Consider the following 15,585-nt stretch of genomic DNA (forward strand, 5'->3'; position numbering starts at 1 on the left):
CTTCAGGCGAGGTAGCGCGCCAGGTACTTGCCCGTATGGCTGGCGGGGTTGGCCGCCAGGTCCTCGGGCGTGCCCACCCCCACCACGGTGCCGCCGCCGGCACCGCCTTCAGGCCCCATGTCGATGAGCCAGTCGGCCGTCTTGATCACGTCCAGGTTGTGCTCGATGATGACGATGGTGTTGCCCGCGTCACGCAGCTGGTGCAGCACCTTGAGCAAGAGGTCGATGTCGGCGAAGTGCAGGCCGGTGGTGGGCTCGTCCAGGATGTAGAGCGTGCGCCCGGTGTCGCGCTTGGAGAGTTCCTGCGCCAGCTTCACGCGCTGCGCCTCGCCGCCCGAGAGCGTGGTGGCCGCCTGGCCCAGGCGGATGTAGGACAGGCCCACGTCGAGCAGGGTCTGCAGCTTGCGCGCCAGGGCCGGCACGTCCTTGAAGAAGGCGAAGGCATCCTCCACCGTGAGCTCCAGGATCTGTGCGATGTTGCGGCCCTTCCAGAGCACCTCCAGCGTCTCGCGGTTGTAGCGCTGGCCGTGGCAGACATCGCAGGGCACGTAGACGTCGGGCAAAAAGTGCATCTCCACCTTCACCACGCCGTCGCCCTGGCAGGCCTCGCAGCGGCCGCCGGCCACGTTGAAGGAGAAGCGCCCCGGGCCGTAACCCCGTTCCTTGGCGGTGTTGACTTCCGCCATGAGCTCGCGGATGGGCGTGAACAGGCCCGTGTAGGTAGCCGGGTTGCTGCGCGGCGTGCGGCCGATGGGCGACTGGTCGACGTTGATGACCTTGTCGAAGTACTCGATGCCCACGATCTCGTCGTGCGCGGCCGGCTCTTCGTGGGCGCGGTAAATCTGGCGCGCCACGGCCGCGTACAGCGTGTCGTTGACCAGCGTGCTCTTACCCGAGCCCGAGACGCCGGTCACGCAGGTCAGCAGGCCCACAGGGAAGTCCACCGTCACGTTTTGGAGGTTGTTGCCCGTGGCGCCGGCCACGCGCAGGGCCTGCACGGCGCCCTGGCGCGCATGGTGGGCGGCCATGCGCTCGGCGCGGCGCTTGCTGGCCTCGGTCTCGGGAAAGCGCGACTTGCCCTTGGCCGGCGCAGGGGCCTGCGCGCCCACCTCCACCACCGGCAGCCAGGGTGTGCGGCGTTTCGGCACGGCGATGGCCAGCGTGCCCGACAGGTACTTGCCGGTGAGCGATTCGGGGTGGTTGCGCACTGTGTCGTAGCTGCCCTGGGCCATCACGCGGCCGCCATGCACGCCAGCGCCCGGCCCCATGTCGATCACATGGTCGGCGGCGCGCATCATGTCCTCGTCGTGTTCGACCACGATCACGCTGTTGCCGATGTCGCGCAGGTGCTGCAAGGTGGCGATGAGGCGGTCGTTGTCGCGCTGGTGCAGGCCGATGCTGGGCTCGTCGAGCACGTACATCACGCCCGTGAGGCCCGAGCCGATCTGGCTGGCCAGGCGGATGCGCTGGGCCTCGCCGCCCGACAGCGTCTCGGCGCTGCGGTCCAGGCTCAGGTAGTTCAGGCCCACGTCGTTGAGGAACTGCAGCCGCGTGGTGATTTCGCGCACCACCTTGTCGGCGATCTCGGCCTTGGACCCTGTGAGCGACAGGGAGCGGAACCAGCCATGCGCGTCATTGAGCGTGGCGTGGCTCACCTCGAAGATGGCGCGGGCCTGCTCGCCTTCGCCCACCTTCACGTGGCGTGCTTCGCGGCGCAGGCGCGTGCCATGGCATTCAGGGCAGGGCTGGGTGCTGCGGTAGCGCGCCAGGTCCTCGCGCACCACCACCGAATCGGTTTCGCGATAGCGGCGCGCCATGTTGGGCAGGATGCCTTCGAAGCTGTGCTTGCGGCTCAGCACCTTGCCCTTGGAGGGGCCGCTGTCCATGATGTAGCTGAAGGAGATCTCTTCGTCGCCCGAGCCGTGCAGCACCGCGTGCTGCACCTTGGCGGGCAGCGACTCGAAGGGTGCCTCGACATCGAAGCCGTAGTGCCGGCCCAGGCTCTCGAGCATGGCGAAGTAGTAGCCGTTGCGCCGGTCCCAGCCCTTGATGGCGCCGCTGGCCAGGCTCAGCGTGGGGAAGGCCACCACGCGCAGCGGGTCGAACACCTCGCGCTGGCCGATGCCGTCGCAGGCCGGGCAGGCGCCCATGGGCGAGTTGAAGGAGAACAGGCGCGGCTCCAGCTCGGCCAGCGAATAGCTGCACACCGGGCATGAGAACTTGGAGCTGAACAGGTGCTCCTGGCCCGAATCCATCTCCAGCACCAGCACGCGGCCATTGCCCTCGTTGCCACCCACGCGCAGCACGGCCTCGATGCTCTCGGCCAGCCGCTGCTGCATCTCGGGGCGCACCTTGAGGCGGTCGATCACCACGTCGATGCTGTGCTTCTCGGTCTTCTTGAGGGCTGGCAGGTTCTCGTATTCGTAAATCGTGCCGTCCACCCGGAAGCGGATGTAGCCCAGCGCCTGCATCTGCGCGAAGACCTCGATGAACTCGCCCTTCTTCTCGCGGGCCACGGGGGCCAGCAGCATCAGGCGCGTGTCCTCGGGCAAGGCCAGCACGGCGTCCACCATCTGGCTCACGGTCTGGGCCGCCAGCGGCAGGCCGTGGTCGGGGCAGAAGGGCGTGCCGGCGCGTGCGTACAGCAGGCGCAGGTAGTCGTGGATCTCGGTCACCGTGCCCACGGTGGAGCGCGGGTTGTGGCTGGTGGCTTTCTGCTCGATGCTGATGGCGGGCGAGAGGCCCTCGATCAGGTCGACGTCGGGCTTGTCCAGCCGCCCGAGGAACTGGCGCGCATAGGCCGACAGGCTTTCCACATAGCGGCGCTGGCCCTCGGCATACAGCGTGTCGAAGGCCAGGCTCGATTTGCCCGAGCCCGACAGCCCGGTGATCACCACCAGCTGGTTGCGCGGGATGTCGAGGTCGATGTTCTTGAGGTTGTGCGTGCGCGCCCCGCGGATGCTGATGCGCTGCTCCCGCAGTACGCGGGCCAGGTAGGCGCCGTCGGAAGATCGGTCGTCGTCGGCGGCAACAGGGTCGTTTTTCACGGGGGCGGGCTCAATGCAGGACAACCCACCATGATAGGCCACCGGCATGCCCCGCGCAGCCCGTTGCCTGCGGCCCGCCGAAGGCCGTGGAAACCGTCTGTATCGAAGCCGCCCTGCAGGGCCCTGCCAACCCCGGCGAAAGTGACGGATGTTTCCGGCCACCGCGCAAGGGACAGCGGCAAATCCAATAAAATGACAATCATTCTCATTTGATGGCCATCCGATGGGGCATGCCCCCATTGGCCACCCACTCGCCGCAGCATGGCCTCCGAACAGACCCTTCCCGACGCATCCCCCGATGCCTCCGCCTCTGGCGCCACGCCCACCGCTGGATGGGCTGGCCGCCGCTGGCGCCTGCCGGCCCTGCCCACGCTGCGCCAGGCCTGGTTCCAGGTGCACTGGTTCATCGGCATCACCGCCGGCACGGTGCTGGTGGTGATCGGGCTCACCGGGGCGCTGCTGGCCTTCCACGAAGAGATCCTGGACGTGATCAACCCCGGGGTGCGGCAGGTGGCGCCCTCGGCGGGGCCTATGCTCACACCGCAGCAGACCATCGACGCGGTGCAGCGCGCCGGCCGCAGCGAGCGCATCAGCAGCGTGGCCGTGCAGGCCGAGCCGGGCAGCTCGGCGCGTGTGACCTTCGTGGCGCGCCTCGGCGAGCGGCGCGGCGATGTGGTCTACGTGCACCCCTACAGCGGTACCGTGCTGGGCGAGCTGCAGGGGCACGGCTTCTTCGAGTGGATCGAGTCGCTGCACCGCTGGCTGCTGCTGCCGCGCGAGCCCGGCCGGGTGGTGGCCGGCGTGCTGGCCATCTGCCTGCTTGGGATGGCGCTTTCGGGCCTGTACCTGCGCTGGCCGCGCAACCCGCTGCGCTGGCGCACCTGGCTGACGTTCGACTCGGCGCTCAAGGGCCGCTCCTTTCTGTGGGGACTGCACTCGGTCATCGGCACCTGGGCGCTGGTGATGTACGTGGCGCTCACGGCCACGGGCATCTACTGGTGCTTCGATGCCGTGCGCGACACGGTGGACGGCTGGGCCGGCCAGAAACGCCCGCCGCGGGTGGCCGCACCGGCCCGACCACCGGCATCCGCCAGCGCCGAACCCAAGGCGCCCGAGCCCGCGCCGCCGGACCTGGCCCGCACCTGGGCGGTGTTCCAGCAGCAGGCCGGCGACTGGGCCGAGGCCAGCCTGCGCATGCCAGCCAAGGCCGGGCAACCGGTACAGATCACCTGGCTCGCAGCCAATGCCCCGCACGAGCGCGCACGCAGCCGCCTGTCCATCGAGCCGCTGACCGGCAAGGTCAGCGCCGAGGACCGCTATGCCGACCGCAGCATGGTCGCCCGCGCGCTGAGCACCATCTACCCGGTGCACATGGGCACCTATTTCGGCCTGCCGGGGCGGGTGGCCATGCTGCTGGCCAGCCTGGGCCTGCCGCTGTTCGCCATCACCGGCTGGATGCTCTACCTGGACCGCCGGCGCCAGCGCCGCGCCACCGAGGCCGCGCGCGCCGCACACGGCCAGGGAGTACCCGCCACGGCGGCCGGCAGCGCCGCAGACACCCTGCTGGTGGCCTACGCCAGCCAGGCCGGGCAGGCCGAGCGCATCGCGCTGCAAAGCGCCACGACCCTGCAGCGCGCCGGGCTGCGTGTGGCCGTGCAGTCGGTGGCGCAGCTCACCCCCGAGGCGCTGCACGCGCACCGCCGCGTGCTGCTGGTGGCCAGCAGTTTCGGCGAGGGCGAGCCGCCCGACAGCGCCCGGCGCTTCACCCGCCTGCTGGCGCAGCAGGGCACGGGCGCCCTGGCCGGCGTGCGCTACGGCCTGCTGGCGCAGGGCGACCGCAACTACGCACGCTTTTGCGGCTACGGCCATGCACTCGACGAAGCCCTGCGCAAAGGCAGTGCCGAGCCCCTGTTCCCGCTGATCGAAGTGGACAGCGGCGATGCGGCCGCCCTGGCCCGCTGGATGCAGACCCTGGCCACCCTGGAGGGGGCCGAGCACCTGGTGCTGGACGGTGCCCTGGCCGACGCCGGCCCCGAGCTGCCCAACACCCCCTGGCGCCTGGCCAGCCGTGAGCACCTGAACCCCGGCAGCGAGGGCGGGCCGCTGTTCGAGCTGGCATTGACCTGTGATACCCCTGCGGACTGGCACCCCGGTGCCCTGGTAGAGGTACGACCCCGGCACTCCGCCGAAGCAGTGGATGCCTGGTTGCAGGCGGCCGGCCTGCCGGGCGGGCAGAACGTGCACCTGGACGGACAGCGCTGCACCCTGGCCGAGGCCCTGGCGCAAAGCGTGCTGCCGGTGCCGCCACTGCCTTTCGCCGATGCCCAGGCCTGTGCCGATACCCTGGTGACGCTGGCGCCGCGCACCTACTCCGTGGCCTCGCTGCCGCAGGACGGCGCGCTGCAGCTGCTGGTACGCCAGGAGCGGCATGCGGGCGGACTGGGACTGGCCTCGGGCTGGCTCACCGTACATGCGCCGCTCGGCACCCTGGTTCCCGTGCGCCTGATGGCCAACCCGCGCTTCGACGCCGCGCCGGGCGACGTGCCCTGCCTGTTCATCGGCAATGGCTCGGGCCTGGCCGGGCTGCGCGCGCACCTGCGCGAGCGCGTGCGTACCGGGCACCGGCGCAACTGGCTGCTGTTCGGCGAGCGCCACAGCGCACACGACACCCTGTGCGCCGCCGAGATCGAGGGCTGGCAGGCGGCTGGCTTCCTGGCGCGGCTGGGCCGCGTGTTCTCGCGCGATGGCGGCGAGCACCGGTACGTGCAGGACCGCCTGCGCGCCGCCTCCGACGAGTTGCGCGCATGGGTGGCCCAGGGTGCCATCCTCTATGTCTGCGGCAGTGCCCAGGGCATGGGCTCGGGCGTGGATGCGGTGCTGGCCGAGGTGCTGGGCACCGATGCACTCGACGCGCTGATCGAGGACGGACGCTATCGACGGGACGTGTATTGAACCGGAACGGATGGCCGGTTTGTTCTTGATCAAAGTCAATGGACGGGGCGATGGGCGAGAATCGGGGTTTGCGCCAGCCGTCCACCGAGCCCCCTTCCTTGTTCATGCCTTCCCCGGCCCCGAGTGCCGCACCTTCCCCCTCTGCCCCCCTGCCGCCGACGGCAGCGCACGCCATGACGCCGCTGGAGCGCCGCGCCAGCGTCAGCCTGGCGCTGATCTTCGCGCTCCGCATGCTCGGCCTGTTCCTGGTGCTGCCGGTGTTCGCGCTGGAGGCGCGCAAGTACCCCGGGGGCGATGACCCAGCCCTGGTGGGCTTGGCCATGGGCATCTACGGGCTCACGCAGGCGCTGCTGCAGCTGCCGCTGGGCATGGCCTCGGACCGGTTCGGCCGCAAGCGCGTGATCGTGCTCGGCCTCTTGGTGTTTGCCGGCGGCAGCCTGCTGGCGGCGCTGGCCGATTCGCTCACCGGGCTGCTGCTGGGCCGGGCGCTGCAGGGCGCGGGCGCCGTATCGGCCGCCGTCACGGCCTTGCTGGCCGACCAGACCCGCGATGCGGTGCGCACCAAGGCCATGGCCCTGGTGGGCGGTAGCATCGGCCTGATGTTCGCCGTGGCCCTGGTGGCCGCGCCCCTGCTCACAGCCCACATCGGCCTGTCGGGCCTGTTCGGGCTGACCTGCGCGCTGGCACTGGCCGGCGTGGCCGTGGTGCTGTGGCTGGTTCCCCCCGAGCCCACGGAGCACCGCAATGCCCCCCGGGGCCGTCTGGCCGACGTCTGGGCCCACCCCGACCTGCTGCGCCTGAACCTGGGCGTCTTCGTGCTGCACACGGTGCAACTGTCCATGTGGGTGGCCGTGCCGGCCATGCTGGTGCAGGCCGGCCTGCCCAAGGACCACCACTGGCAGGCCTACCTGCCGGCAGTGTTGCTGTCATTCGCCGCAATGGGGGGCCTGTTCGCGCTGGAGCGCGCCGGGCACCTGCGCGCCGCCCTGCTGGGCTCCATCGCACTGGTGCTGGTGGTGCAGCTGGGCCTTGGCGGCCTGGCGGCCAGTGGCGCCACGCCCACGCTGTGGGTGCTGGGGCCGCTGCTGTTCGTGTTCTTCTGCGGCTTCAACGCGCTGGAGGCCAGCCAGCCCAGTCTGGTCTCGCGCATGGCACCCGCCGCCCTGCGCGGCGCGGCCCTGGGCAGCTACAACACCCTGCAGTCCCTGGGGCTGTTTGCCGGAGGTGCCCTGGGTGGCGCCCTGGTCAAATGGGCGGGCGCACCGGGCCTCTTTGCCACCACGGCCGTGCTCACCGCCCTGTGGCTGGTGCTGACCTGGCCTCTGCGCCCCACAGGGCGGGGCCAGGTGCACTGAGCGTTCCTGTATCAGATTCCCGCCCGCCCCGGCCACCCCGGCTTGCGGCACAATGGCGCGTTAGGCGCGCAGACTCTCCACGGACCGGAGAGCACACGAGCGCCCCCCAACATCAAGTAGGTAGAGCAGCACCATGGCATCCGTGAACAAAGTCATCATCGTCGGCAACCTCGGCCGCGACCCTGAAATGCGCACCTTCCCCAGTGGCGACCAGGTGGCCAACGTGACGATTGCCACCACCGACAAGTGGAAAGACAAGCAAAGCGGCGAAATGAAGGAAGCCACCGAGTGGCACCGCGTGGTCTTCAACGGCCGCCTGGCCGAGATCGCCGGCCAGTACCTGCGCAAGGGCTCGCAGGTCTATGTGGAAGGCAGCCTGCGCACCCGCAAGTGGACCGACCAGGCAGGCGTGGAAAAGTACAGCACCGAAATCCGTGCCGACCAGATGCAGATGCTGGGCAGCCGCCAGGGCATGGGCGGCGGCGGCCAGGGCGGTGGTGGCCAGCAGGGCGGCGGCTATGACGACGGCGGCGGCTACGGCGGCGACCAGGGTGGTGGCTACGACCAGGCCCCGCCCCAGCAACAGCGCCGCCCAGCTCCTCCGGCACAGCAGCGCCCCGCTGCGCCTGCCGCGCGCCCGGCCCCTGCACCTGCACCCCGCGCGGCCTCGGGCTTCGACGACATGGACGACGACATTCCGTTCTGATCGGGCGCACAAGGGCGTTTTGCGCATGACCGCTGGAACCCGGCAGCCCTTCGCAGCCCCATGGCTCCTGTCCAGGCCCGCCCATGTTGCGGGCCCTTTTTTTGCCCGCATGGGCACGAATGGCCATGGAAAGCCCTGAGTCCGACCACACCCGCCCCGACGAGGCCCTGCGCCGCTGGCGCCTGATCCTGGGCCGCTATGCCGCGCAGCCGCTGTCGCATGCGCAGTTCGATGCGGGCGACTGGAAGCTCGATCAGGCCCTCGAATACCTCTATGGCCGCGAGTACGATGGCCGGGGCCTGGCGCGCCCTGCGGGCGGCGGAGCCGGCTCGCTCGACCCGAGCCAGCTGCGCGCCATCGACTGGCTCAGCCGCTCGCGAGAACTGTTTCCGCAGGAGGTGTTCGAGCGCATGCAGACGCAGGCCATCGACCGCTACCAGCTCACCGACCTGCTCAAGGACCCGGCCGTGCTGCGCTCCATGGACCCCACGCCGGGCCTGGCCAAGGCGCTGCTGGGCATGCGCGGGCGCCTGTCGGGTGCCATGCGCGATGCCGTGCGCGAGGTGATCCAGAAGACGGTGGACGAGATCACCCGGCGCCTGAAGAACGACTTCGTCAACGCCCTGGTGGGCCGGCGCAACCGCCAGCGGCGCTCGCTGATCAAGAACGCGCAGAACTTCGATGCACGCGCCACCATCGCGGCCAACCTCAAGAACTACAGCGCCGAGCGGCGCCAGCTGGTCATCCAGCGCCCGCTGTTCAACGCCCGCGTCAAGCGCAACCTGCCCTGGGACGTGGTGCTGTGCGTGGACCAGAGCGGATCGATGATGGACTCGGTGATCTACAGCGCCGTGATCGCGGGCATCATGAGCTCGCTGCCCGCCGTGCGCGTGAAGCTGGTGGTGTTCGACACCGCCGTGGTCGACCTGACCCACCTGGCGCACGACCCGGTGGAGGTGCTGCTCACGGTGCAGCTCGGTGGCGGCACCGACATCGGGCGCGCCGTGCACTACTGCGAGTCGCTGATCGGCAACCCGCAGCGCACGGTGTTCACGCTGATCAGCGACTTCGAGGAAGGCGCCGCACCTGGCCCGCTGCTGTCGGCCGTGGCGCGCATGGCCGAGGCGCGGGTGAAGCTGCTCGGCCTGGCCGCGCTCGACGAGGGTGCCAACCCGGTCTACGACCGCCAGATGGCGCAGCGCCTGGCGAACAAGGGCATGCACGTGGCGGCGCTCACGCCCACGCACTTCGCCCAGTGGCTTGCGGAAGTGATGGAGTGACGATGCCCGCCTGGTTCGAGGGCTACCGCGCCTACGACGACGACACTCTGGCGGCCCTGGCCAATGCGGGCCTGCTGCGCCGCGCGGCCAAGGACGTGGAGGCCGGCAAGGTGCAATGGGCAGAGCAGGGCGCCGATGGCGGCGTGGTCGAGGCCGATGGCCAGCGCGTGCAGCTCGACTCCCGGGGCCCGCAAAAGGCGCAGTGCGACTGCCCTGCGCCCGGCATCTGCAAGCACATCCTGGGCGCAGCGCTGTGGCTGCGGGCCATGGAGCCTGGCGCGGCCACCGGTGACGCCACTGCGTCGCCAGAATCCGAGGCGGACGCAACGTCGCCGCCTGCGGCCGGCCCCAACGCTGACCCACTGGCCGAGGTCCGTGCCCTGCAAGCGCCCGCGCTGTTCAAGCAAGCCGGCGTGGCCGCCGTGCGCCGCGCGGTGCAGGCGCTGCCCTGCGGCATCGAGTGGCGCGTGCAGGGCGGCACCTTGGTGATCGACCTGCCCGATCTCGCCGCCACCTGCCGCTATGTGGCGGGTGCGGGCTATGAGGGCATGGTGTCCGAAGTGCCCGTGCGCGAGCGCAAGGCCGTGCACCTGATCGCGCTGGCGGCCCTGCGCCAGGCGCTGGGCGAGCCGCTGCCCTGGCCCGAGGGCATGGCGCCCGCTGCGACAGCAGCGCAGCCCACGGCCGCGTTGGGTGAGCGCGAGCGCGCCTTCCTCGCCCAGGTGGAGGCCATGCTGCACGAACTGCTGACCGGTGGCCTGTCGCACGTGAGCGAGCAGGCCTCGGCACGCCTGCTGGCGCTGAACATGTCGGCCCGCGGCGAAGGCCTGCCGCGCCTGGCCGCGCTGCTGCGCAACCTGGGCGGCATGGTGGACGGCCTGGTGCGGCGCGACCACCGCTTGCAGGAGCGCGATGCGCTGGCGCTGATGTCCAGCATCCAGGCGCTGTGCGATGCCCTGCGCGCGCCGGCCGAAGGGCCCGGCGCGGCAGAACGCACCGCCGCCCTGCGCGGCAAGCTGCGCCGCAGCTTCGACGAGACAGCGGCATTGCAATTGCTGCCCCTGGGCGCCCACTGGTGGCAGACACTGGGCGGCGCGCGTGGCCTGACGCTGGCCTTCTGGGACCTGGCCGGCCAGCGGCTGCTGCAGGCCGTGCTGGCGCGCCCCGACGGCAGCGACACGGGCTTCACGCAGCACAGCGCCTGGGCCATCCATGCCGTGTGGCCCGGCGTGGGCGCCGCGCAGTCCCTGTGCCAGGCACCGCTGCAGCTCGACAACCCCCGGCTGGCCGACGACGACCGGCTGGCCCTTGCCGGCACGGCCCGGGCGCAGGCCCTGGCACCCTGGCACGCGGGCGACGCGCACCTGAGCACACTGGGCTGTGGCCGCTGGGCCGAACTCACGGCACAGCTGAGTGCAGCCACGGGTCTTTCGGGCGATGGCGCCGAACTGGTGCTGCTGCGCCCTGCCGCCACGCGCACCCCCATCCTCGATGAGGCGCACCAGCAACTGCTGTGGCCCGTGCAGGATGCCGATGGCCTGTGGCTGCACCTGACCGTGCCCGTGGGCGACGCCAGCATGCAGCGCGTGGACAACCTGGACCGGCTGGCCGCACGCGGCGCCCCGGTGCACGCCGTGCTGGTGCGGGTGGAGCGCACCTCTGCCACCACCTTGCTGGTGCCGCTGTCGCTGCTGAGCAGCGACGCCAAAGGCCAGGTGCATGCCGTGTCGCTCGACTACGCCAACGAGGCCGCACGCCCCACGCCGCTGGCCCAGCGCATCCTGCGCCTGGTGCAATGGCGCAAGGATCAGGCCACGCCGGCGGCCACCCAGCCCACGCGCGCCCTGCGCCTGCTGGGCCCGGTGCTCGACGTGCTGGAGACCCAGGCCGCCACTGGGCGCATGCCGCTCACCGAAACGCAATCGCAGCGCCTGGGCGCTGCGTTGCCCGGCATCGCCTCGGTGGGGCTGCACACCGTGGCATCGGCCCTGCAACACCACCTGGCCACATCGCAGCCAGCCGGCATGCTGCGCCTGCAGCAGCTATGCCAGCGCACGGTGGAGCTCGACGGCCTGCCCTCCATCGCTGCGTAGTCTTTCGACTGCGTGGTGTTACAAGCCATTACCTTGAAAGCGGGCAAATTGCACGCTGGCGTGGCCTGGCGCCACGGTGGCGCCACGGCCCGCTGACAAAATGCGAGGCTCTATTCAGACCACAGGGGATGTGCATGGGACTGCTGGACAAGATCGTGGGGGCGGTGACAGGCCGCTCGGGCAATGGCGGCAATGGGCTGAGCACCTCGCAGAACAACCTGCTTCGCCAGGCCGTGGAGCCCCTGGACAAGGCGGCCCCTGGCCTGGCGGACAAGGCCCTGGCCTTCGTGACCGAAGGCACCCAGGAGTCTGTGCTGCTGGACTTGCAGGCACCCCACGCCCTCGAACCCGGCCAGTTGCTCGGCTCGCCCGGCCGGCTGCGCTGGGGCTTCAACCTGTGGAACGACAAGCCCCTGGAGGCTGCGGGCAAGAAGAGCCTGGCGGGCCGCTCGGGCTTCTACGCCAGCATGCCTGCGGACCCACCACCGCTGGCCCTGCTGGTGCGCCTGGGCAAGCTGCTGGCCGCGGCCGATGCCGGCAAGTCGCTGGAGCACCCTGGTGCGCCCGTGCCTGACTGGCTGCAGTACCTGGTCAACGATGCGGTGCATGCCAGCTTCAAGGATGGCAACAGCAACAAGCACGAGCCGGCCAAGGAGCGTGCGGCCTGGACGGTCGACCTCGTCGCCCGCTTGCTGGCCGAGGAAGGGCTGGACGAGGCGCTGGCGCTGCAGCTGGTGTTCGAGCGCAAGGGCCTGGACAGCTACTACCAGGACCGCCTGGACCATCTGGTGAAGAACCCCGCCGTCGCCGATTTCATGCGCGCGCGCCCCGAGGCCGCACAGGCCCTGCTGCTGCAGCTCTCGGCATCCGGCCGCGTGCAGCTGGCATCGCGCATCGGGCCGGACAAGGAACTGCGCGCCGCCTTCGCCCCGCTGCTGGTGGCACTGGCCGCTGATGGCAGCAAGACCGTGCGCGCCGAGGCCGTGCCGCACATCGAGGGCATCGCCGAGGCCGAACGCCTGCGCCTGCTGGCCGCACTGCTGAACGACGGTGATACCAGCCAGCGCACCCAGGCGGCCGAGCTGCTCGCGCGCCTGCCCGCCGAATCCACGCGCGGCCTGCTCGAAGCCGCGCTGGCCAGCGAGGCCAGCAAGCCCGTGCAGCAGGCCATCCGCGCGGCGCTCAACCGCATCGATGCCGCCGGTGGCGCCCAGGAGCAGGACCTGCCCGAGCCCCCGCCCTGGACGCCGTTTGCCGACAGCCCGCTGGGCGAGGATGCGCTGGCCCTGCTGCTGGCCAACCGCACCGAGGTGATCGAACGTGCACGCCGCGCCGCCGAAGAAGAGGCCGAGGAAAACAAGACCCAGAAGCACAAGTACAACTGGCGCCAGAAGAGCTATGCCAAACTGGCCAAGCTGACCGAGGACGACATGCGCCAGGCGCTGGCGCTGCTCAACGGCCAGCTCGACAAGAAGCAGATGGAGAAGCTGCGCAACAGCGAGGTGGCGCAGGCCGTGACGCATGGCAACCGCCTGTTTACGCTGCCGTCCTTCGGGCCCTCGCACCTGATCCGCTGGCTGGGCGTGTCGCGCTACAACCGCAGCTTCTGGTTCGACGACGGCTTCCACAAGTGGCTGGGCGGCCAGCCGCAAGGCAGCGTGGACCTGCGCGCCCTGGCCGACCTGCTGCAACGCTCTGGAACCCCGCTGATCGAAGTGGCCCGCACGGCCCTGTTCGACTACTGGAACACGCCCAGTGCCACCGACCTGCTGCCACCCGAGCGCGTGTGGCCCTTCTTCGCCGAGCACCCCGAGTTCATCGACCAGGCCCTGGGGCTGGCGGCGCAGCAGAACAATGGGGACCGGTATGCGAGCACGCTGGAGCTCGGGCCGGCCTTGCGCACGCTGGCCACCTTTCCGAGCATTCCCGCGCGCTGGCTGCCGCGCGTGATGGAGCTGGCCCTGGGCGAGGGCAAGACCCACCGCCCCATGGCGCAGAAGGCCTTGTCCACGCTGCCGAGCATCGGCCGCCAGGTGGTGGAATCGCTCACCCACACCAAGAGCGAAGTGCGCATCGAGGCCGCGAACTGGCTGGCCGGGCTGAAATACGCCGACGCCGTGCCCGCCCTGACCAAGGCGCTCGAAAAGGAAAGCCGTGAGACGGTGCGCGCCGCCTTCCTGACCGCACTGGAAGGCCTGGGCGATGACATCTCGCCCCGCCTGGCCCCCGCCATCCTGCTGGCCGAGGCGAAGAAGGGCCTCAAGGCCAAGCCCCCTGCGGGCCTGGCCTGGTTCGCGCTGGATGCGCTGCCGGCCGCACGCTGGGCCGACGGCACGGCCGTGGAGCCCGAAATCCTGCGCTGGTGGGTGGTGCTGGCCTGCAAGCTCAAGGAGCCCGGCGGCAACGCCCTGCTCACGCGCTACATGGGCCTGCTCGATGCCGCCAGCCGCCAGGCGCTGGGCAGCAGCGTGCTGCGCCAGTTCATCGCCCAGGACACGCGCCACCCGCCGCTGGAGGAAGGCATCGCCTACGCCCAGGCGCATGCGCCGCAGCGCTACCAGTCCTACCAGAAGGGCTACCAGAATGCCAAACCCGAGTACCGCCAGTACTACGAGGCCGACTACGCCAAGTCAGAGGACCAGGTGTTCGAGGAATGCAAGCGCGAGAAGATGGCCGAGTACCTGGGCAGCGCCATCGGCGAGAAGGGCATCCTGGCGCTGGCGGCCTTTGCGCCGGGCCACGAGATCGTGACCCTGCTGCAGCAGTACATGCGCGACCACTACCAGCGCCGCTCGCAGATCGAGGCCATGCTCGAAGGCGTGGCCCCGGGCAACGACCCGGTGGTGATCCAGCTGATGCTGGGCCTGTCGCGCCGCTACCGCACGGCCTCGGTGCAGACCAAGGCCCGCACCCTGGTACAGGAGATCGCCGACCGCAACGGCTGGACGCAGGACCAGTTGGCCGACCGCACCATCCCCACGGCAGGGCTGGACGACACCGGCACCCTGGCGCTGCCCTATGGCGACCGCGTCTTCACCATGGTGCTTGACGCGGCGATGAAGCCCGAGCTGCGCAACCCCGAGGGCAAGGCCATCAAGACCCTGCCCGAGCCGCGCCAGAACGACGACCCGGCGCAGACCAAGGAGACCAAGGCGCTGCTCTCCACCAGCAAGAAGGAGCTCAAGCAGGTGATCGACCTGCAGACCGCCCGCCTGTTCGAGGCCATGTGCACCGGCCGCCAGTGGCCCGTGGCCGAGTGGCGCGAGTACCTGCACCGCCACCCGGTGGCCGGCCGGCTGATCCAGCGGCTGGTGTGGCTGGAGGTGGATGCCGATGGCGCCGCGCTGCAGAGCTTTCGCCCCACGGAGGACGGCAGCCTGATCAACACCGAGGACGACGAGGTGGACCTCGCCGAAGGCGCCCAAGTGCGCCTGGCCCACGCCTCGCTGGTGGACAAGGCCAGCGCCAGCGCGTGGACGAAGCACTTCAAGGACTACAAGACAACGCCCCTGTTCCCGCAAATGTCGCGCCAGTCGCCCACCCTGGCCTTCACCGACGACAAGGGCCTGGCCGTCACCGAGATCAATGACCGCCAGGGCTGGGTGAGCGACAGCTTCACCCTGCGCGGCGCCTTCACCAAGCTCGGCTACCAGCGCGCCCAGGCCGAGGACGGCGGCTTCTTCTACCAGTACACCAAGGACTTTTCGAGCGTGGGCGTGCGCGTGGCCATCGATTTCTCGGGCAACACGCTGCCCGAGGAGAACGTGGCCGCCGCCCTCAAGACGCTCAGCTTCGAGGACAGCAAGGCACGCAGCTGGGGCGACAACACCCTGCCCCTGACCAGCGTGCCGCCCGTGCTGCTGGCGGAGGCCTACTCCGACTACCTGGCAGTCGCCCAAGCCTGCACCGGTTTCGATGCCGAATGGGAAAAGAAGATGCCTTGGTAGGCTGCCTGCGGGCTCCTGAAGAGGGCCCGCAGCAGGATTTCAAGCCGTAACTGTTTGAATCGCACGACGAAAACCGGAAGGAATTCACGTTTTTTTGGTGAGGTCTCTCGGATCTCACAATTTGCGACATCTTGCCGCGAAAACTGCCGCGATGATCCAGCCCTTGCACCGCACAACAGCCCATGAGCTGTGCGGGATTTCATTG

The 15,585-nt window shown here is 70.1% G+C and carries 7 protein-coding genes; 6 read left to right on the forward strand and 1 reads right to left on the reverse strand.

Features of this window, described 5'->3' with window-relative positions; genetic code table 11:
• Window positions 1–2 precede the first annotated feature (2 nt).
• Window positions 3–3,047 (reverse strand): excinuclease ABC subunit UvrA, encoded by a 3,045-nt coding sequence (gene uvrA, locus QYL93_RS23270; RefSeq protein ID WP_370877027.1) that lies wholly within the window; start codon window positions 3,045–3,047, stop codon window positions 3–5.
• Between the two features lie 261 nt (window positions 3,048–3,308).
• Here uvrA and QYL93_RS23275 point away from each other — a divergent pair, with 261 nt between their 5' ends.
• From QYL93_RS23275 to QYL93_RS23300, 6 genes are all read left to right on the forward strand, one after another.
• Complete coding sequence (locus QYL93_RS23275; protein WP_305745880.1) at window positions 3,309–5,999, forward strand: sulfite reductase flavoprotein subunit alpha; 2,691 nt, start codon at window positions 3,309–3,311, stop codon at window positions 5,997–5,999.
• Window positions 6,000–6,172: 173 nt separating this feature from the next.
• Window positions 6,173–7,354, forward strand: a complete 1,182-nt coding sequence (locus tag QYL93_RS23280; RefSeq protein WP_305745982.1) for an MFS transporter — start codon at window positions 6,173–6,175, stop codon at window positions 7,352–7,354.
• Between the two features lie 133 nt (window positions 7,355–7,487).
• Complete coding sequence (ssb, locus tag QYL93_RS23285) at window positions 7,488–8,060, forward strand: single-stranded DNA-binding protein (protein WP_305745881.1); 573 nt, start codon at window positions 7,488–7,490, stop codon at window positions 8,058–8,060.
• A gap of 125 nt (window positions 8,061–8,185) precedes the next feature.
• Window positions 8,186–9,340 carry a VWA domain-containing protein gene (locus QYL93_RS23290; RefSeq protein ID WP_305745882.1) on the forward strand — a complete coding sequence of 385 codons (1,155 nt, stop codon included), beginning with the start codon at window positions 8,186–8,188 and terminating at the stop codon, window positions 9,338–9,340.
• Between the two features lie 2 nt (window positions 9,341–9,342).
• Window positions 9,343–11,433, forward strand: coding sequence for an SWIM zinc finger family protein (locus QYL93_RS23295; RefSeq protein WP_305745883.1), 2,091 nt, complete (start codon window positions 9,343–9,345; stop codon window positions 11,431–11,433).
• Between the two features lie 134 nt (window positions 11,434–11,567).
• Window positions 11,568–15,380 carry a DUF4132 domain-containing protein gene (locus QYL93_RS23300; RefSeq protein WP_305745884.1) on the forward strand — a complete coding sequence of 1,271 codons (3,813 nt, stop codon included), beginning with the start codon at window positions 11,568–11,570 and terminating at the stop codon, window positions 15,378–15,380.
• Window positions 15,381–15,585 lie beyond the last annotated feature (205 nt).

Source organism: Acidovorax sp. A1169, assembly GCF_030704685.1.
In the GTDB taxonomy this organism is placed as follows: Bacteria; Pseudomonadota; Gammaproteobacteria; order Burkholderiales; family Burkholderiaceae_C; genus Acidovorax.